Here is a 19,396-nt window from a genome sequence, read left to right as displayed (position 1 = left end):
ACTAGTTACAACGATAGTGAAACCCGTCCAACTTGGCGGGTTTCATCTTTTCAGAAGATCCCCCCTCCAATTCTAACCATCAAAGTTAAACCGATACGTTATAATTTTTCATTTCTCCACAACTATTTACTGAGAGAATGATTCCGTTTATCATTTGCCCTCCTTATAATAAACCACGTTAATATTACGGAATTAAAATGAAAAAAACGTTAGTGGCTTTTCTGATTGGGCTGACTTTACCAGCAACCACAATCGCAGATACTCTTGAGCCTGTTCAGAATGATGTATCCACTCGCATTATCGGCGGCGAACCTGCCAACACTTCCGACTGGAAATTTATTGCTTCACTGGTACGTAAAGGACAACCTACATCTATTGGTCACTTTTGTGGTGGCAGTTTCCTAGGTGGAAAATACGTATTAACTGCTGCGCACTGTGTGGAAGGTCTTAATGCGGACGATCTGGATATCGTTCTTGGTCTTTATGACAAAAACAGAGAGTCTCAAGCACAGCGCATCGCCATTAAAAATATCTATTCACATGATGAATATAACAACATAACAACGAACAATGACATCGCTCTTATTGAATTAGAACGCAATATCGATAGCGCAACTATTGACCTGGCAACGCCAGAACTTTTAGATAGCGTACGCGTAGGAGACAAGTTGCAAGTGGCTGGATGGGGAAATACGTCCACGACAGACCGAATATACCCAACCGTTTTACAACAAGTAGATTTGGAATACGTAGATCGAGCTACCTGCCAAAACCTACCAGGAAACTACTCTAATGTATCAGATGACGGTATTTGCGCCGGATACTATTGGGGAGGAAAAGATAGCTGCCAAGGAGATAGCGGCGGTCCACTCATCGTTGATGATAACGGTATCAACAAATTGCTAGGCGTGGTCAGCTGGGGGGATGGATGTGCTCAACCAAACGCTTATGGTGTTTACGCCAACGTCGCTCATTTTCAACACAATGGATGGATAGATAGCCATCGCAATACTATCAGCTTCACTAAGTACCGAGATCTTCGTTTCGTTGAGCGAAAAGCGCAGCAAGAGACCTTTACTATTCGTAATGACGATACTATCCCATTCAACATCTACCAAAGCACAATATCATACGGAAGTACCATCGAGAAAAGCACTTGTACTGGTACCTTAAAGCCTTCGCAAAGCTGTCAAATTACCGTCGGCTACCAACCTAGCTATTCGGGATCAGAAACAACGATAGAGCTCTTTACCGATCATCCGAAACTGTCCAGACTCACAACAACTTTCGAGTATTCAGGTGTAGATAAAGCAAGCAGATCAGTGCGTAATGCCATTCCGCTAGCAGACGCAAATGTTTATACCGGTCAAAACGCTTGGACGGCTGAAAATGGTGAACTGCAATCAGCGGATATGGGAGCTTATCCTGGTGTATCTGAGCTGGTTTTGACCGATCTTCCGAAGGGCAAACTTACCATGGATCTCAAAGTAATGTCCGATGGTTTTGATTACTTGTTCATCTTAGTTAATGGTGAAATTTACGATAGCACCAACCAACTCCTCGATTATAAAGAGATCCAGATCGATCTTTACAAAGCATCTAATACGATAACGTTTGAATACGTCCAACACCCGTTTTCAAGTGGCATTTACAGCGCGCAAGCATTTGTTCGCAACATAAATATGTCAGTCAGCACAGATAATACGGGCGATGCTGGTAACGACGTTAATAAAAAGTCTAGTTCAGGCGGCAGTTTATCTATTGGCCTACTGGTGTTAATGGCTGCAGGTTCATTCGTACGACGCAAAAAAAGGTAACGAGATGAAACATAGACTCAAGATATTCCTACTTGGTTTGGGCACTATCAGTTTAACTGCATGTTCAGCAAACGCAGGACTGCAAACAAACCAGACGTCTGAGCACCAAGCAATGATGGTAGAGACTTATAGGACAAGTGAGAGTCAAATTTCATTTATCACAGAGTCTAACGGCTGCAGTAAGAACGATGATTTTAGCCTAAAAATAGAGCAAAGCTCACAGACAGAAGCTCTTATTACTATCGTTAGAGACAAGGCGGATCATTGTAAACGAATGCCGTTTGCCAAAACTTTTACACTGCCTTTAGATGAAGAGTTGAAAGGCAAAAAACTTTCCATTACCAACCCAAAAAGCAAGTCACTGGCTAAATAGTGATTCGCTTACGAAAGGTAGCCTCGGCTCCCTTTTTGCCTATCGCAACTCAGCAATTCTCACCCTAGCGTTTTACGCCTGCTCAGACTCCACAATACGCTTAAGTGAATGCGGGTGCAGTTTGATACAAATGCCTTGGTACTTAAACGCCACTGTTGGGTTATTCAAGCGTTCGCCATCCCCTTTCGGGCTCGACAGTTTGATCTTCACACCCAGCTCTTCTAACTCATTAAAGCGCGCGCCAAACGCTGGATAAGTGTGTCTCAAATCAGCAAGAAACTCATCTGCGGTTTCGGCATGAGACGGAATCACAAACTCCACATGTTCCCAGCTTTCAGTTGGGTAGATTTTGCCTTCCGCAGGGTATGGCAGCTCCAGACACTCAATCTTCCAGCCACGACTTTCCAACGCTTTATCGAACTCAATAACAATAATTGGGCGACCGTTGATTTTCGCTTGTGAAATCACCTTACCGTATTGATTCCATGCTTCATGCGCGGCTTTTGCTGTTTCAGTATCATTAATTCGCAGCGCAATATGGTCAGCTTGAGCAAAGCTCAGATCCAGTTTTAACAGGGATGCAAGCTCTTCAATCTTCGCCATAAATGCATCCAGATCTTGGATCATCAATTTAGGCGCTAGGCGTTTTTCAACTAGTTGAGTCGTCATTGTGGTTCTCTTTTGGGGCGATTTATCTCATTACTCTGAGCGCAATAGTAAACGCAAACCAAACCACATTTCCATTCAATCGAAAAAGTATAAATTTCCCCAATTCCTCTCTGTATGAAAAGCAATAAAGTTGTTATCATTAGCCCCATTTTTGTGAACTCCAACAGAACTCGGCACTTACTTCGCCGAGTTCTTCGTCCTTGAATTGAAGGAAACGCGTGTGAATATCCAAGCACTTATTAATGACAAAGTATCTCAGGCTCTAGAAGCCGCTGGCGCACCTGCAGGCAGTCCTGCGGCAGTACGCCAATCAGCAAAGCCACAATTTGGTGACTACCAAGCAAACGGCGTAATGGGCGTTGCTAAAAAACTGGGTACTAACCCACGAGAATTTGCACAGAAAGTACTGGATGTTCTAGACCTAGATGGTATTGCAAGCAAGACAGAAATCGCTGGTCCTGGTTTCATCAACATTTTCCTAAGCGAAGAGTTCCTAGCAAAACAAGCGGAAGCAGCACTGGCTGACTCACGTCTTGGCGTTGCAGCAGACGAAGCTCAAACTATCGTTGCTGACTACTCTGCACCAAACGTAGCTAAAGAAATGCACGTTGGTCACCTACGTTCAACCATCATCGGTGATGCGGTGGTACGTACTCTTGAGTTCCTAGGTCACAAAGTGATCCGTGCGAACCACATCGGCGACTGGGGTACTCAGTTCGGTATGCTTATCGCAAACCTTGAACGTGTACAACAAGAGTCTGGCGAAGTTTCTATGGAGCTTGCGGACCTTGAAGGCTTCTACCGCGAATCGAAAAAGCTGTACGATGAAGATGAAGACTTCGCAGTAAAGGCGCGAAACTACGTTGTGAAACTGCAAAGCGGTGACGAGTACTGTGCAGAAATGTGGAAAAAACTCGTTGATGTAACCATGATCCAAAACCAGCGCAACTACGACCGTCTAAACGTGTCACTGACTCGTGACGACGTGATGGGCGAGAGCATGTACAACGACATGCTTCCTAAGATCGTTGCAGACCTAAAAGAACAAGGTCTTGCCGTTGAAGATGATGGCGCGCAAGTTGTATTCCTAGATGAATACAAGAACAAAGATGGCGAACCAATGGGCGTTATCGTTCAAAAACGCGATGGCGGTTTCCTATACACAACAACAGACATCGCATGTGCAAAATATCGTTATGAAGAGCTAAGCGCAGACCGTGTGCTTTACTTCATCGACTCACGTCAACACCAGCACCTAATGCAAGCTTGGACAATTGTTCGTAAGGCAGGCTACGTACCTGAGTCAGTATCTCTTGAGCACCACGCGTTCGGCATGATGCTTGGTAAAGATGGTAAGCCATTCAAGACTCGTGCGGGTGGTACCGTTCGCCTTGCCGACCTTCTAGATGAAGCAGAAGTTCGTGCAGCACAACTGATCGAATCTAAAAACCCTGAGCTAGATGCGGAAGAAAAAGAGAAGATCTCTAAAACAGTTGCAATGGCAGCGGTTAAATACTCTGACTTATCTAAACACCGTACGACTGACTACGTGTTCGATTGGGACAACATGTTAGCGTTTGAAGGTAACACAGCACCATACATGCAATATGCATACACTCGCGTAGCTTCTATTTTCGCTAAAGCTGGTGTTGCTATGGACGCTCTCCAAGGCGACATCAAAATCACTGATGAGAAAGAGAAAGCACTTATTGCTAAACTTATGCAGTTCGAAGAAGCGGTTCAATCTGTCGCTCGCGAAGGCCAACCGCACATCATGTGTAGCTACCTATTCGAACTAGCAGGTCAGTTCTCTAGTTTCTACGAAGCGTGCCCTATCCTAGTTGCTGAAGACGAAGCTGTGAAACAAAGCCGTCTGAAACTAGCTGCGCTAACAGCGAAGACCATCAAGCAAGGTCTGTCTCTACTAGGTATTGATACTCTAGAGCGTATGTAATCCGCTTTTACGTAGGTAGCTTAAGTAGCACAAGCTAAATGATGACAAAGGTTGACGTGAAAGCGTCAACCTTTTGTTTTATCTGGCGTATACTGATGTCATTCAATTCAAATCGGACAACATAATGAGTTTTGAACTGCACCCTCAACTGGCAAAAGACACCACCGTTATCGGCCACTTCCCACTGTGTGTGGCGCTTCTGCATAAAGATAACGCCGTGCCATGGGTTATCTTGGTCCCTAAACGTGCAAACCTAAAAGAGCTTCACCACTTGCCAATGCAAGAACAGCAACAGTTTTTGCTAGAGTCTCAAGCGGTAAGCCAAGCACTGGAAGCAACATTCCGTCCAGACAAGCTAAACCTTGGTGCGCTAGGTAATATGGTGCCACAGCTGCACATTCACCATATTGCTCGCTTCAAAGATGACGTAGCATGGCCGGGACCGGTTTGGGGTAACACCAAAGGTGAATTCCGTACAGAAGAAGAGCAAAACGAATTGCTTGGTCGCATTAAAAATGTGCTGTCACTGAGTTCTATTTTCCAAAAAGCATAAGCACTGCTAGCGAAAATAATTCGCCTTTGAATACGGCTGAAATAGACAGAGAAAGATTAATACGTATTTGTAACAATCTTTCTCATTTTTCTGGGATTATCACTAAAATAAAACTTGTTTAGACTACCAGCTCAGTTAGAGAGGGTCATCATGAAACAAGTCTTCAACACATTCCGATACGTCAGCTGGATCGCCATTATCTGTTCTATGGCTGCTTCATTCTTGCTTTTTCTTATGGGTGCAGCAAAAACCTATTCGGCATTTGCGGTCTTCATTCTCAATCAAACACCTCCAGAAGCACTCGCACATTTAGATAAAGCAGACATCGCGATCGCTTATTTGATCAAGTCACTGGATACGTTTCTTGTCGCACTAGTTTTGTTCATCTTTGCTCACGGCATCTACACACTATTTATTTCCAACAAAGCTAAAGCGAAAACACAAGAGCAGTCGGTTTTGCATTGGATCAGAACCCCAAACATCGGCCATCTAAAAAACATTTTGGCTGAAGTCATCATCGTGATCTTGTTTGTGAAGTTCTTAGAGCTCGTGCTGATTAACTTCGACAGCTTAGATTGGACGATCTTAACATTACCTATTTCGATTTTAGTTTTAAGTCTTGGTTTGAAGTTCCTAGGGTTAGGCGCGACTAAACACTCTGAAGAACATTAATTTCGCTGTATTCACAAACAATAACCAGCAAAATAAAAGCCGCATCATTGCTGATGCGGCTTTGTCGTTTTTACGTGATAATTTTTAGGTGACTAATTTTGATAGTCGCTACATGGTGACTGTCAGAGACAAACCATCTTGTTTAGTCACTGAGTAGCGAACACGAGTCACGTCATGAGCTTTATTAGTGTCGACTAGGCGGCTAATTTTGCCCTTCTTAATCCACACGTTTAACATCGCGTCGGCGCCATCTTCACTCATCCCAAACTGTTTAGCCAGATCTGACTGGGAGACGGTTCCTTTGTCTGCAATGTATTGATAAAGCTCTTTTAAAATCATGCTACTTGCGCCTCTAATGCACCGTTTTGTTTCTTACCAACTTGTTTGAACACACGGTAGGTACCAAAGAAGATAGCAACGATCACAGCCATCCAAATGCCACTTGTCACTGGGCTATCTGCGAAATGCGTCAATTGGTTGTAGAACGTCGCACATAGGTAAGCCAAGCCCATTGTCCAAACCGCAATAAAGCGTGCGAACTTATGACCAAACTCACGTACGTAAGCCCCCATCGCCGCCACACAAGGTGTGTACAGTAGGATAAAGATTAGGTAAGCAAATGCGGCATTGCCAGAAGCAAACTGAGATTTAATGTTACCGAAGATAGAAGCATCGACTTCTTGTTCTTCGGCAACGGCATTTGAGTCAGTTAAGTCACCCACTTCAATGCCTAGTGGATCTGAGTAGCTCAAACCGGCTAAGTTTTCAGGGATACTCATTACTGCCTCTTCTAGGCTGCCCATTAGATCAAATTCTGCGTCTTCACCGTCGCTTTGCGTGGTGTACAGGCTGTTAAGCGTACCAACTACCGCCTCTTTTGCGAAGATACCGGTAATGATACCAACCGTCGCTGGCCAGTTATCTTCTTGAACACCGATTGGCGCGAATACTGGAGTTACAACTTGCGCAGCTTTAGAAAGCACCGAGTTTTCGCTGTCTTCATTACCAAAACTGCCATCAGTACCCAATGAGTTGAAGAAACTCAGAATAGCAACAACGATAACGATGGTTTTACCTGCACCAAGTACGAAGCGCTTTAGCTTTTGCCAAGTTTTGATCACCACGTTTTGTAGCGTCGGAAGCTCATAGTCTGGCATTTCCATTACTAGGCTATCACTGCTACCTGGGTAAAGCGTATGCTTAAGGAAAAGACCTGTGAAGATCGCTGCCACAATACCAAGTAGGTAAAGTGCGAATACAATGTTCTGGCCAGAACCTGGGAAGAATGCCGCAGCGAATAGCGCGTATACAGGCAGACGAGCACCACATGACATAAATGGCGCCATAGATGCAGCCAGTTTACGCTCACGTTCTTGGTCTAGAGTACGAGTTGCCATGATTGACGGTACGTTACAGCCAAAACCAAGAACCAACGGTACAAATGCTTTGCCCGGTAGGCCGATCTTCTGCATCACTTTATCTAGTACGAATGCTGCACGAGCCATGTAACCTGAGCTCTCAAGTACCGCTAGGAAGAGGTACAAACACGCGATAACCGGAATGAAGGTTGCAACCGTCTGGATACCACCACCGATACCATCAGCAAGAACCGTCACTAACCACACAGGCAAATGACCGTCTAACAAGTGATGCCCACCATCAACCAACAATGCGCCCACACCAATGTCAAAAAAGTCGATAAATGCACTACCGATGTTAATCGAGAACATAAACATCAGGTACATAACAACAAAGAAGAAAGGAATTCCAATCCACTTGTTCAAAATAAACTGGTCGAGTCCTTCAGTCACACTACGACTTAACTTGCCTTCGCTTCGGCGAACTTTTTTACACTGTTCATGCAGATGCGTGTACTTAGTATCCGCGACATGCAAATCGATATCCAAATCTAACGTCGTAATGACTTCCAATACTTTGCTTCTATCAATATCAGAAAGACTATTGAGCACCATTGTGTCTTTTTCAAGCGCACGAATCGCTAGTGCACGATGAGCGACGGTTTGGTCGTTAAAAAGTGCGGAAACCGTTTGAATTGCCGACTCCATCTTCTCACCGTAATGCAAAGACAATTCCTTAAGTGGCACTCCTTGAACGATGGATTTATGAAGCTTTTCTTTAAACTCTGCCACTTGAGTTTTATTGGTTGCAGATAAACTGACAACCGGACAACCTAACGTTTTCTCAAGCTCTGCAACGTTAATCATCTGACGTTCACGCTTTAGCGCATCCATCTTGTTGAGGACAACAATCATAGGGCGACCAAGTTCGCGAAGTTGCAGCGTCATATATAAGCTGCGCTCTAAACTTGTAGCATCCACCACGTTAATAATGAGATCAGCAGGATGAGTTAGAACCGCACGCGATGCGATGGATTCATCAATACTATTACTATCATTACCACTGTCTAATGAGTAAATACCCGGAAGGTCAGTGAGCAAAAACTCATCCCCAGCATGCTTGAATTGTCCTGTTTTCTTTTCAACCGTGACGCCTGCCCAGTTACCAACTTGCTGTTTTGCGCCAGTTAAACCATTAAATAGCGTCGTTTTACCACTATTAGGGTTACCTACGGTTAGCACTTGATATTGCATTACACTCGCTCCACTTCAATTTTCTGAGCAATTGTTTCTCGCAATGCGACAGACACACCACGGACTTCGACTTGTAAAGGATCGCCCATTGGCGCACGTCGAATCACTTTGACTTCTGTATTGGGAAGCAGCCCCATTACCATGAGTTTCTTTCTGATATCTGATGAAAGACCATCTAACAACCGAATCGTCACCGTATCGCCAGGATTAATCTCTGATAACTTCATAGTGGCCCTTAAGAGTATTGCTAATGAGAAATATTATTATTTAATAAGTTTAGGTTGCCAATATTACTCCCCTATACCCCTTCAATCCTTGTGTGAAATCAAAGATTCCGTAAATGTTTTCACGCTTTCAAACGTCAACTTCGTAAATTTCCTCTCGTTATTTACGTCAAAATTAACAATTAAAAATGACACCTAACGAAACAAAAATGTCACAAACCAAGATAGAAAACAAAAAATGCAAATTAAAACAGTGGGTTAATTAAAAAACAAAACGTTGTCGCTTTTCTCATATAAACATGGCGTTATTTTTATAAGAAAAATAAGTAACCTCTCGTATAGTTACTCCATCGAGAGGGCAACCTCTCTAATAAATTCCAGAGGTGGCATGGCAACATGTCACTCCGGCAGCAAGCGAAGGTGTCCTTGACACCCGTGGTATAGTCCCCCCGGCTATACCACGATATTTTTTTTCACCTCTTTCAAAACTTCTTTACCTTATTCATCTTTTCAACACAGTTTTCGTTTTCACGAATGTCGCACACCATCATTCACCCAAATGAACAACGCTCTTTTGATACAGCAATACAACTGTCATTTATTTGTTGCAACTATTAGTAAATCATTCTCTTGAAGCCATTTATGCTTATTGCTATGAACATCGCGACTAACAGATAGAACGTGATCGTGCTTACGTGTTGAGAATGGATTTGTAGGCTAGATGTGATGAAGAAACAATGAAACTCACTGCGTTAGCAACTGCAGCAATAATAGAGCACTGTATGCAGCTCCCCAGCATCTTAACTATTAACTAGGGAGCTTATAATGAAGGTTTTCTAGTTAATTTCTTGGCTTTCTTGAGTCAAAGCAAACTTGGAAGGGGGCAAACCAAAATGCAGCTTAAACTTTTGGCTAAAGTAAGATGGATCATTAAAGCCACAGTTAAAGGCGACTTCACTGATTTTCTCACCCGCCAATAACTTTTCACACGCCGTTTCCAAACGAACCTCTGTGACATAGTCTTTTAACGTTCTTGACGAGGCAGATTTAAAACGTCTCTGCAAAGAGCGTTCAGACATATACAGCATTTTAGCGGCTGACGCAGTGCCAAATTCAGGATCATGGTAATGCTCTGCCACTAATTGATAGACTTTTTGCAACCACTCTTTCTCTGGTGTGACTTGATCTTCTGCAATAGTTACAGGATTGAGTTCTTGCTGCGGTTCATCCAGATAACTCCTTTCCTTCGCAGATGGCCATGTAATCTCGACTTTGTTTTGAGCATCAGAAGAGAAGACAGCCAAATAACCACCACTCGTTGTCACTAGTTGGGCAAGGTGGTCAATACTCAACTCAGAGTGATTTAAGTTAGATGGAAGCCCAGTCGCGACTTTATTAGGTAAATGCGTCCCGTAATCAAGAAAGCTCAATGACACAATATCATGCCCCTCTTCTAGCATAATTCTAACCGTTTGACCTCGGAAAGAGCGCTTGATGATATTGGCAAAAATGCTATTGAAAATAACATCAAGATTAAAGCTTTCCAGAGCAACCCGGCTCTGCTTACTCTCATCTTCTAGCTCTACCAAAATACCCGCTTTTGCAAAGTCATCTTGCCATACATCAACCACTGACTGAGTTATCTGACTCAAGTTGTAGTTCTGACTCCCACCACTTACATCACTTGGAACGCTTTTGAGTTCATTTAACTGCCAATTCGTTTTAGCCAAATGATCCTCCGTCGCAGTATCGAGAGGCATAGGTAGTTTCGCCACAATAAAGTCGACGCTTGATTTTATGGATAGAGCTACATGGTCTACGAGTAGGTTTCTAACTTGAATCTGTTTACGTAATTGCTGGTTGCTCGTAAGCAACACTCTACTTTGATGTCTTAACTGATTCGTTTTGAGAGTCACTTGAGCTGCTAGATCACGGTTAGCCTGTACAACGTAGCGCGAGCGCCAGAATACGAGTACTGCAACGACCGCAATACTAGCTACGACAAAGCCTAAAATAGCAAATCGCGATAGATACCAAGGATGAAGGACGATAAAGTGAGATTCTAAACCAACGACTCCAGCGGCAACTTGAGACTCATTACTGACCTGCAAGTGATATTCACCGGAACTAAGGTGCTCGAGTGTCAGTTGGCCCCCCTCTAACGTTTGCCATGGGTCATCGTTGTTCAATCGATAGTACAAGTTTTGACTGTCTGGTTTTGGCATCACACCGAATAAAAAACTCAGCGAAGATCCATATGGCAGTGTGAGCCCATTCAGATCGGCACTACCAACTTGCAGAACTTCATTTTCAAGCACAACTTGGCTAACAATAAACTTAGACTCTGGGGGATTAGATACAAGCAGCTTGGATGCTTCTGCTTTTACGAGTCCGTACTTCGACCCCAGAACAAGCTCTCGCTCACCAACTTCTGTCTGCTGTATAACGCTACAAATACCAGGGAGGAACTCATTGTTCATTAAGCCTGATGACGATGAGTAATGTTTCACTAACTCACCCGAAAGGTGGTAATAGCTTAAACCGACAGAGGAAGCTAACCATACACCTTGCCTGTCTCTGATCAAGCAAGCAGGTCTGGCGTTGGGCTCACTCATTTCAACAACACGTTTTTCATCGCTTCGTGTATCAGTTTTAAACACACCATAAGATGAAGCAAACCACTGGCTGCCATCAACCGCCGTGGTCATGTCTAATGATTCACCAAACTTTTCTGAAAAACGGATAAACTGGATGTTGTCATTACTGTATTGGTATACGCCATGATCGGTGCCTATTAATAGGGCATCTTCAGTATCATATAGGCGCGTAACCTTAGCAGGCAAATACTGACTTACTAGCCACTCACTTCCAAAGTTTCGTACGCTTCGTGCAGCAGTATCAACATTGTAAAGATGGTATCCGCTTGATACCCAAAGACGGTCATCACCATCAACGGTCACATGCTCTACGGCATGTCCAGCCATAACCTGTAAATAAGGAAATGTAATCTTGTTGAGACCATTTAGCTCAAATATTTCCAGCCCTTTTGAGGTTGCAAGCCAAAGCATGCCGTTTTGAAACGCAAATTCATTGATCTGCGACTCCAACTCTAAGACTTGGTTAATCCCACTCTTTCCTGAACGATAAATCTTTCGGTCATCAGCAAACCAAAGCGCACCATCAGGACCTTCAATAGTTTGCCGAATTCGTCCTGATAGGGTGTGTGAGTCATAACTACTAAAGGTCACTCGTTCAAATTTTTTACTAAATAGCGAGTAATAACGAATACCTTGGTTAGTCGCAATCCACATCCCTCCCATATTGTCGCTCAACAACGAATAAATCTTCGTGTTATCTAACTCTAACTCAAGAAAGCTTGCAGGCGCGACTTCGGTGACCTCACCTGAAAAAAATGAGTACAAATAAAGGCCATGCTCTGTCCCCACCCAATACTCTTGATTTGTCTCTGCGAATGTCAAAACATGTGAGCCGCCAATTCTAATCACTTCTTTATCAGGCTGGTAAATGTTGAAAATTAAAGCGCCACGCAATGTACCTATCAAAATTTCTCTTCGCGTGTGTGAATAATAGACTTTCTCAATGTAGTTTTGACCTGAGGCAGCGACATGGTCAAACTTATCACCTTCAGAAAGATAGAAGCCGGAAGTCGTTGCTAGTGCCCACTTCGTTTCAACTAGCACCGCATCATTAATGTAAACGTAGCTATTATTACTATGTTGATAGAGCTGCAATAGAGAGAAAGAGTTTAACTCGCTAGTGTCGATATTGTAGGTATAGAAATGCGCGCCATCACTCACCCAAATATAGTTCTTTGAAGACCCTATTTTTCTTATTTGTGAGCCTGGATTTAAACTAAAGACTAAACGTCGCTCCTGATTTGGATAAGTTCGATAGACCTCATTTTCAATAAAGGTCCAAAAAGCACCTTTATGATAAGCCAACTGCTTAGCCGACGTTTGTAGGAAGCTACCTGATTTAGGCAATATAGTTTGACCATCGTAAAACAGGACTCGTCCGTGTACGTCATGAATCCACAAACCGCCCTTTTCACCCAAGAACAACTTTTTAGCCGCGATAAAAGTACCCTTTGCCTGAGTTGGCAAAGGGTAAAAGATTGCATTTGCATTATGAAGCGCAAATGCTTGGTAGGATAAGACAAAGCCCAACAGAGCAAGGGCTAATTGGCGTAGCAAGACGAAAACCTTTTGTATCAATTTGTGCTCTGAAAGTGACCGTTCATCGTTTGTAAAACATGGATTGATACGGTTATTTTGAGCTGATAATTATTGGTAATGATATCTCAATTACTTTCTGAGAAAAGGCTCGCCTTACCAAAGGTTGTAATTCTTACTACTGGATCACGTTAAAAAGACTACTCCTACATTACGACAGCACTTAATCTGACTTTTTGTTCAAGCATTGCTCAAAACTATTCGCCATATTGTTGAGAAAAGTAAAGTAACTGCCAGGTTTTGCTTCAATTGTACTCCCTAACGGGTCAAGCTCGCCTTTAGTGACATCACTGCCTCTCATTACGCTCTGAACGACAGCCGGGGTAAACTGAGGTTCAGAAAATACACAAGCCACATCTCCACCACTTAGCTTTTGACGAATTTGAATTAAGGTCTTCGCTCCTGGCTTGCGTTCCGGGCTCACAGTAAAATGCCCCATTTGATTTAGTTCATAACGATCTTCGAAATAACCGTAAGCATCATGGAATACAAAGTAACCTTTGTTTTTTACTGGTGCCAGCTTCTGCTTTATCTGTTGGTCAGTGTCTTTTAGCTCGAGTTCAAACTTTTTGAGGTTCGCTTGATATTGAGCTGCATTTTCCGGATCAAGTGATACAAGTTGATTCACAACAGCCTTGGCCACTTGTTGTGCTTGGCTTACACCTAGCCAAAAGTGCGGATCATGTGAGCCATGATCGTGCCCATCATGGTCATGGTTGTGCTCACTATCAAATTCACGCAATTCTAGATTTGGAATTTGACTAATAGTCAAAGTATTCGATGTATCCGAAACAACTTTCTCTAGAAACGGTTCAAGATCATGTCCGTACCAGATAACCAAATCAGCCGAAGCGACCTTTTTAACATCCGATGGACGCAAAGCGTAGTCATGGGGTGATGTGTTAGACTGCAATAACACGTCTGGTGAAGTTACTCCTTGAGTAAGCTCTGTTACTAACAACTGAATAGGTTTGATACTCGTCAGTACCGTTACCGCCTGTGCTGGCAGTGTTAACATTGCTGAGGCAGCAAGAATTAATGCTCTTTTCATAGTTTTACTTGGGATATGGCGTGGAAAGTGAGATAATGTTACATTATAACATTATTGATTTGCAAATGAGTTTCATTCATGTCTTCCTTAGTCCATCTTGAGCAGTTATGCGTCGAGTTCGATGGCCGCAGAGTTCTCGATAACATTAGTATGGAATTAGAAAAGGGCAAAATAACTACCCTAATTGGTCCCAATGGAGCGGGAAAATCAACGTTAGTCAAAGTTATCTTAGGTCTTCAAAAGCCAACTAGCGGCAAGTTGAACCGACAAAGAAAACTGAAAATTGGTTACGTTCCTCAAAAGTTGAAGCTCAATGACTCCCTTCCATTGAATGTAACCCGCTTTCTAAATTTAGCAGGAAAATACAGTAAGCAGGAGTGCATTGATGCATTACGGCTTGTTGGCGCTGAACATTTACTTAATAGTAATATGCATCGCTTATCCGGTGGTGAAAACCAACGAGTGTTACTGGCTCGCGCTCTGCTTCAACGTCCTCAGCTATTGGTATTAGACGAACCAGCTCAGGGGGTGGATATCCAAGGTCAAATCGATCTCTATGACTTAATTGAGAGCATTCGTCACCGCTTTGATTGTGGCGTATTTATGGTATCGCATGACTTACATTTAGTGATGGCGAAAACGGACGATGTTATTTGTCTGCATCACCATGTTTGCTGCTCAGGTTCACCTGCCACTATTACTCAGCACCCTTCTTACATCGCACTATTTGGCAATGCAGCGAGAGAGTCTCTCGCGTTTTATCATCACGACCATGAGCACCATCATCACGATTTATCCGGAACGCCAGTAAGCGGTGATGCGATATCATGCTCCCACCATAAACACGGACATCACCATCATGATTGAGTTTCTCCTACCTTCTATTCTTGCTGGTATTGGTATCGCGATCATTGCCGGTCCACTTGGGTCATTTGTCGTTTGGCGTAAAATGGCTTACTTCGGAGATACCCTAGCTCATGCATCGTTAATGGGCCTAGCGCTGGGCTTCTTGCTCAACGTAAATCTCTACCTTGCGCTACTCGTCTGCTGTTTAGCTCTGGCCGTTTTGCTTGTCACTCTGCAAAAGCAACAACTTGTGGCTACAGACACGTTGTTAGGTATCTTGGCACACAGTGCACTCTCTATCGGTTTAGTATCGGTTAGCTTTTTGGAAAACGTGCGCGTCGATTTAATGAGCTACCTATTTGGGGACTTACTTGCCGTCTCTCCACAAGATCTGATGTTTATTTACGCAGGTGTTGTTGCGGTAAGCGCGTGTTTGTACGTCTTCTGGCGCCCACTGCTTTCTAGCACTGTCAGTGAAGAACTTGCCGCTGTTGAGGGCGTGAATACAGACTTAGTTAGATTGGTGTTAATGCTAATGGTGGGTGTAGTAATCGCAGTAGGTATGAAGTTCGTTGGCGCGTTGATCATGACTTCGCTCCTAATTATCCCAGCCGCAACAGCACGTAAAGTCTCTTCATCACCAGAGCAAATGGCATTGTTCGCATCCATTATTGGCTCTGTGGCAGTACTGATGGGGCTTAGCCTATCATGGCACTTCGATACACCGGCCGGCCCTTCCGTAGTGATCAGCGCAACATCCTTATTTATGCTGAGCCAGCTGATTAAAAGCAAAGCATAATCGCATTGAGTATTAAACGCGAAAGACCTTGCTAACAACAAACATAAATCCACGGAAACGGAAAAAGAAAAGCCTGCGAAGTCGCAGGCTTTTTAATACTTATTAAGTAGTGTGGTCGATTACCAACCCGTCACTTCACGTAGACCTTGGCCAATCTCTGCTAGAGATTTCACAGTTTTAACGCCAGCCGCTTCTAGTGCAGCGAACTTGTCTTCAGCAGTACCTTTACCACCAGAGATAATCGCACCAGCATGGCCCATACGCTTACCAGGAGGCGCAGTTACACCAGCAATGTAAGAAACCACTGGCTTCGTTACATTTTCTTTAATGTATGCTGCTGCTTCTTCTTCTGCAGTACCACCGATCTCACCGATCATAACGATCGCTTCTGTCTCAGGGTCTTCTTGGAACAGTTTTAGGATATCAATGAAGTTTGAACCCGGGATTGGGTCACCACCGATACCAACACAAGTAGACTGGCCGAAACCTTCGTCAGTGGTTTGTTTAACTGCTTCGTAAGTTAGAGTACCGCTACGAGATACAATACCTACTTTGCCTTTCTTGTGGATGTGACCAGGCATGATACCGATCTTACACTCATCAGGAGTGATAACGCCCGGACAGTTAGGACCAATCATGCGAACGCCAGTTTCTTCTAGCTTCACTTTCACGTCGATCATATCTGTAGTAGGGATACCTTCAGTAATCGTTACGATTAGCTCGATACCCGCGTCAATCGCTTCTAGGATTGCATCTTTACAGAAAGGAGCTGGTACGTAGATGACTGTCGCTGTTGCACCAGTCGCTTCTACTGCTTCGCGAACTGTGTTGAATACAGGAAGACCTAGGTGAGTTTGGCCGCCTTTACCTGGAGACACACCACCAACCATTTGCGTACCGTATGCGATAGCTTGCTCTGAGTGGAAAGTACCTTGACCACCAGTGAACCCCTGACAGATTACTTTAGTGTCTTTGTTAATTAATACAGACATTATTTAGCCTCCGCAGCAGCAACAACTTTCTGAGCAGCATCAGTTAGCGACTCAGCAGCAATGATATCAACATCAGAATTAGCAAGAACTTCGCGACCTAGGTCAGCGTTAGTACCTTCAAGACGAACAACAACAGGTACGCTTACGCCTACCTCTTTAACCGCACCGATAATACCTTCTGCGATCATGTCACAACGTACAATACCACCAAAGATGTTAACAAGTACCGCTTTCACATTGTCATCAGATAGGATGATCTTGAATGCTTCAGCAACACGCTCTTTCGTCGCGCCGCCACCTACATCTAAGAAGTTAGCTGGTTTGCCGCCGTGTAGGTTTACGATATCCATCGTACCCATTGCTAGGCCTGCACCGTTAACCATACAGCCAACGTTACCGTCTAGTGCTACGTAGTTCAGCTCCCACTGAGCTGCGTGTGCTTCACGCTCATCTTCTTGTGAAGGATCGTGCATTTCACGAAGCTTAGGCTGACGATACAGTGCGTTTGAGTCGATGTTGATCTTACCGTCAAGACATAGCAAGTTGCCTTCGCCAGTAATCACAAGTGGGTTGATCTCTAGCAGAGCAAGATCGTACTGAGAGAACATAGTGCCAAGACCCATAAAGATCTTAACGAATTGTTTGATTTGGTCGCCTTCAAGACCAAGTTTGAACGCTAGCTCACGACCTTGGTAAGCTTGTGGACCTACTAGTGGGTCAATTGCTGCTTTGTGGATGAGTTCTGGCGTTTCTTCCGCAACTTTTTCAATTTCCACACCACCTTCGGTAGAAGCCATGAAAACGATCTTACGGCTAGCACGGTCAACTACCGCACCTAGGTATAGTTCGTTCGCAATATTTGAAGCTTCTTCAACAAGGATTTTTGTTACTGGCTGACCGTTAGCGTCAGTTTGGTAAGTCACTAGGTTTTTACCTAACCACTTCTGTGCAAACTCTTTAACGCCTTCTTTTGTATCGTGTAGCTCTACGCCACCCGCTTTACCACGGCCACCAGCGTGAACCTGACATTTAACTACTTTCTTGGCTGTACTAATACGGCCTGCGGCTTCAAAAGCTTCTTGTGGTGTATCACACGCGTAGCCTTCTGGCACAGGCAAACCGAATTCTGCAAACAGCTGTTTGGCTTGGTATTCATGCAAATTCATTTCGATATTCCGTTTGTTTTTCCCTTAAGGGATTTATTATTTCCATAACGCTGCAGTCTTGGCTGCTTGTACGTCTGTAGGGTCTTCTCAAATCAATCCTTCATCATGAGTTCTCATACTGAAGGATTCAAATGAAGGCCAAACGTTGAGCTAGTCTAGCCATTGAAATTTTTAACGTCTAGCTACCTACGATAACTAGACGTTTTAGCGATATTAAACGTCTAATAGGAGACGTGCTGGGTCCTCTAGTAACTCTTTAATCGTTACTAGGAAGCCAACTGATTCACGACCATCAATTAGGCGGTGATCGTAAGATAACGCTAGGTACATCATCGGCAAGATTTCAACTTTGCCATCCACTGCCATCGGACGCTCTTGGATCTTATGCATACCAAGAATCGCTGATTGAGGTGGGTTGATGATTGGTGTAGACATTAGTGAACCGAACACACCACCGTTTGTGATAGTGAAGTTACCGCCCATTAGCTCGTCTACCGTTAGCTTGCCATCACGACCTTTAATAGCCAGCTCTTTGATGCCTTTTTCAACATCAGCGAAACCAAGCTTGTCACAGTCTTTTAGGACAGGTGTAACTAGACCACGTGGAGTTGATACCGCCATGCTAATGTCGAAGTAGTTGTGGTAAACAATGTCATCGCCATCAATCGAAGCATTTACTTCTGGGTAACGCTTAAGCGCTTCTGTTACTGCTTTCACGTAGAAAGACATGAAGCCCAAACGAATACCGTGACGCTCTTCGAACTGATCTTTGTACTGCTTACGAAGGTCCATGATTGGTTTCATGTTCACTTCGTTAAACGTCGTTAGCATTGCCGTGTTGTTCTTCGCTTCTAGCAGACGGTTAGCGACTGTCTTACGAAGGCGAGTCATTGGAACACGCTTCTGACTGCGAGCCGCTGCCGGCACGTCAACCACTGCTGGCGAGTCTTCTTTTGACGCAGATTTAGCGTTCGCAAGATGCGCTTCAATATCTTCACGCGTAATACGACCACCAACACCAGTGCCTTTCACTTGGCTTGCTTCTAAGCCATGTTCAGCCAACAAACGGCGCACTGCTGGGCTTAATGCGTCATTACTTTCTTCGCTAAGCGCAGCTTTGTGACGCTTATCAGGAGATGCTTCAGTACCTTCTGTTTTGTCTGCAGTTGGTTCACCTGCAACTGCGCCTGGCTTCAATTTAGCAATGATTTGTTTAGAAAGTACTGTCGCACCTTCTGCTTCAACAATAGCTTCTAAAACGCCAGCTTCCGGAGCTGGAACTTCTAGCACAACTTTGTCTGTTTCGATGTCAACCAAAACCTCGTCACGCTCTACTGCGTCGCCTGGTTGTTTGTGCCATGTCGCTACGGTTGCATCAGCAACTGATTCAGGTAAATCTGGAACCAGAATTTCAA

The 19,396-nt window shown here is 43.9% G+C and carries 16 protein-coding genes; 7 read left to right on the top strand and 9 right to left on the bottom strand.

Going from position 1 to position 19,396, the window contains the following annotated elements:
- Window positions 1-197: 197 nt before the first annotated feature.
- Window positions 198-1,817 (top strand): serine protease, encoded by a 1,620-nt coding sequence (locus R8269_RS19075; protein ID WP_318222626.1) that lies wholly within the window; start codon window positions 198-200, stop codon window positions 1,815-1,817.
- A 4-nt stretch (window positions 1,818-1,821) separates the two neighbouring features.
- Complete coding sequence (locus tag R8269_RS19070) at window positions 1,822-2,190, top strand: hypothetical protein (protein WP_005382200.1); 369 nt, start codon at window positions 1,822-1,824, stop codon at window positions 2,188-2,190.
- Window positions 2,191-2,262: 72 nt separating this feature from the next.
- Here the strand turns inward: R8269_RS19070 and R8269_RS19065 are convergent, their stop codons facing one another.
- Window positions 2,263-2,859 carry a VOC family protein gene (locus R8269_RS19065; protein WP_065274265.1) on the bottom strand — a complete coding sequence of 199 codons (597 nt, stop codon included), beginning with the start codon at window positions 2,857-2,859 and terminating at the stop codon, window positions 2,263-2,265.
- A 220-nt stretch (window positions 2,860-3,079) separates the two neighbouring features.
- Here R8269_RS19065 and argS point away from each other — a divergent pair, with 220 nt between their 5' ends.
- The 3 genes from argS (at window position 3,080) to R8269_RS19050 (ending at window position 6,038) form a co-directional block, all read left to right on the top strand.
- The gene (gene argS / locus R8269_RS19060) at window positions 3,080-4,813 is read left to right on the top strand and encodes an arginine--tRNA ligase (protein ID WP_005388349.1); all 1,734 of its coding nucleotides are present in this window, start codon (window positions 3,080-3,082) and stop codon (window positions 4,811-4,813) included.
- A 124-nt stretch (window positions 4,814-4,937) separates the two neighbouring features.
- Window positions 4,938-5,366, top strand: a complete 429-nt coding sequence (locus R8269_RS19055; protein WP_005382194.1) for an HIT family protein — start codon at window positions 4,938-4,940, stop codon at window positions 5,364-5,366.
- A 150-nt stretch (window positions 5,367-5,516) separates the two neighbouring features.
- Window positions 5,517-6,038, top strand: a complete 522-nt coding sequence (locus tag R8269_RS19050; protein WP_042523163.1) for a YqhA family protein — start codon at window positions 5,517-5,519, stop codon at window positions 6,036-6,038.
- Between the two features lie 108 nt (window positions 6,039-6,146).
- Here R8269_RS19050 and R8269_RS19045 read toward each other — a convergent pair whose 3' ends face one another.
- The 5 genes from R8269_RS19045 to znuA all read right to left on the bottom strand — a co-directional run bounded on the left by R8269_RS19045 (window position 6,147) and on the right by znuA (window position 14,178).
- A complete protein-coding gene (locus tag R8269_RS19045) occupies window positions 6,147-6,377 on the bottom strand; it encodes a FeoC-like transcriptional regulator (RefSeq protein ID WP_005382192.1) in 231 nt (76 codons plus the stop codon).
- The gene (gene feoB, locus R8269_RS19040) at window positions 6,374-8,650 is read right to left on the bottom strand and encodes a Fe(2+) transporter permease subunit FeoB (RefSeq protein WP_222712400.1); all 2,277 of its coding nucleotides are present in this window, start codon (window positions 8,648-8,650) and stop codon (window positions 6,374-6,376) included. The genes R8269_RS19045 and feoB overlap by 4 nt, the downstream gene beginning before the upstream one ends.
- On the bottom strand, window positions 8,650-8,877 hold the full coding sequence (locus R8269_RS19035; RefSeq protein WP_005382190.1) for a FeoA family protein: 228 nt from the start codon (window positions 8,875-8,877) through the stop codon (window positions 8,650-8,652). Before R8269_RS19035 ends, feoB begins: the two co-directional genes overlap by 1 nt.
- 833 nt (window positions 8,878-9,710) lie before the next feature.
- Entirely contained in the window at window positions 9,711-13,088 is a 3,378-nt protein-coding gene (locus tag R8269_RS19030) for a helix-turn-helix domain-containing protein (RefSeq protein ID WP_318222625.1), read from the bottom strand.
- Between the two features lie 202 nt (window positions 13,089-13,290).
- Window positions 13,291-14,178, bottom strand: coding sequence for a zinc ABC transporter substrate-binding protein ZnuA (gene znuA, locus R8269_RS19025; protein ID WP_318222624.1), 888 nt, complete (start codon window positions 14,176-14,178; stop codon window positions 13,291-13,293).
- 78 nt (window positions 14,179-14,256) lie between these two features.
- On the opposite strand from znuA, the gene znuC reads away from it, so the two are divergent.
- On the top strand, window positions 14,257-15,045 hold the full coding sequence (znuC, locus tag R8269_RS19020) for a zinc ABC transporter ATP-binding protein ZnuC (RefSeq protein ID WP_017634809.1): 789 nt from the start codon (window positions 14,257-14,259) through the stop codon (window positions 15,043-15,045).
- Complete coding sequence (znuB, locus tag R8269_RS19015) at window positions 15,038-15,823, top strand: zinc ABC transporter permease subunit ZnuB (protein WP_005382183.1); 786 nt, start codon at window positions 15,038-15,040, stop codon at window positions 15,821-15,823. The genes znuC and znuB overlap by 8 nt, the downstream gene beginning before the upstream one ends.
- Window positions 15,824-15,942: 119 nt before the next feature.
- Here znuB and sucD read toward each other — a convergent pair whose 3' ends face one another.
- The 3 genes from sucD to odhB form a co-directional block, all read right to left on the bottom strand.
- Window positions 15,943-16,815 (bottom strand): succinate--CoA ligase subunit alpha, encoded by an 873-nt coding sequence (sucD, locus tag R8269_RS19010; protein WP_005382181.1) that lies wholly within the window; start codon window positions 16,813-16,815, stop codon window positions 15,943-15,945.
- On the bottom strand, window positions 16,815-17,981 hold the full coding sequence (gene sucC, locus R8269_RS19005) for an ADP-forming succinate--CoA ligase subunit beta (protein WP_005382179.1): 1,167 nt from the start codon (window positions 17,979-17,981) through the stop codon (window positions 16,815-16,817). Before sucC ends, sucD begins: the two co-directional genes overlap by 1 nt.
- A 213-nt stretch (window positions 17,982-18,194) precedes the next feature.
- Window positions 18,195-19,396 (bottom strand): 2-oxoglutarate dehydrogenase complex dihydrolipoyllysine-residue succinyltransferase (gene odhB, locus R8269_RS19000; protein ID WP_318074709.1); only part of this gene is annotated, 1,202 nt, incomplete at its 5' end.

It is taken from the genome of Vibrio sp. Vb0667, from assembly GCF_033391095.1.
Note: the sequence above shows the minus strand (reverse complement) of the source record. Positions and strands in the feature narration are given on the sequence as shown.

What these genes read in the sequence shown, in the direction of transcription:
- R8269_RS19075 (WP_318222626.1), top strand. Translation starts at nt 198, where the DNA reads ATGAAAAAAACGTTAGTGGCTTTTCTGATTGGGCTGACTTTACCAGCA.
- R8269_RS19070 (WP_005382200.1), top strand. Translation starts at nt 1,822, where the DNA reads ATGAAACATAGACTCAAGATATTCCTACTTGGTTTGGGCACTATCAGT.
- R8269_RS19065 (WP_065274265.1), bottom strand. Translation starts at nt 2,859, where the DNA reads ATGACGACTCAACTAGTTGAAAAACGCCTAGCGCCTAAATTGATGATC.
- R8269_RS19055 (WP_005382194.1), top strand. Translation starts at nt 4,938, where the DNA reads ATGAGTTTTGAACTGCACCCTCAACTGGCAAAAGACACCACCGTTATC.
- R8269_RS19050 (WP_042523163.1), top strand. Translation starts at nt 5,517, where the DNA reads ATGAAACAAGTCTTCAACACATTCCGATACGTCAGCTGGATCGCCATT.
- R8269_RS19045 (WP_005382192.1), bottom strand. Translation starts at nt 6,377, where the DNA reads ATGATTTTAAAAGAGCTTTATCAATACATTGCAGACAAAGGAACCGTC.
- feoB (WP_222712400.1), bottom strand. Translation starts at nt 8,650, where the DNA reads ATGCAATATCAAGTGCTAACCGTAGGTAACCCTAATAGTGGTAAAACG.
- R8269_RS19035 (WP_005382190.1), bottom strand. Translation starts at nt 8,877, where the DNA reads ATGAAGTTATCAGAGATTAATCCTGGCGATACGGTGACGATTCGGTTG.
- znuA (WP_318222624.1), bottom strand. Translation starts at nt 14,178, where the DNA reads ATGAAAAGAGCATTAATTCTTGCTGCCTCAGCAATGTTAACACTGCCA.
- znuC (WP_017634809.1), top strand. Translation starts at nt 14,257, where the DNA reads ATGTCTTCCTTAGTCCATCTTGAGCAGTTATGCGTCGAGTTCGATGGC.
- znuB (WP_005382183.1), top strand. Translation starts at nt 15,038, where the DNA reads ATGATTGAGTTTCTCCTACCTTCTATTCTTGCTGGTATTGGTATCGCG.
- sucD (WP_005382181.1), bottom strand. Translation starts at nt 16,815, where the DNA reads ATGTCTGTATTAATTAACAAAGACACTAAAGTAATCTGTCAGGGGTTC.
- sucC (WP_005382179.1), bottom strand. Translation starts at nt 17,981, where the DNA reads ATGAATTTGCATGAATACCAAGCCAAACAGCTGTTTGCAGAATTCGGT.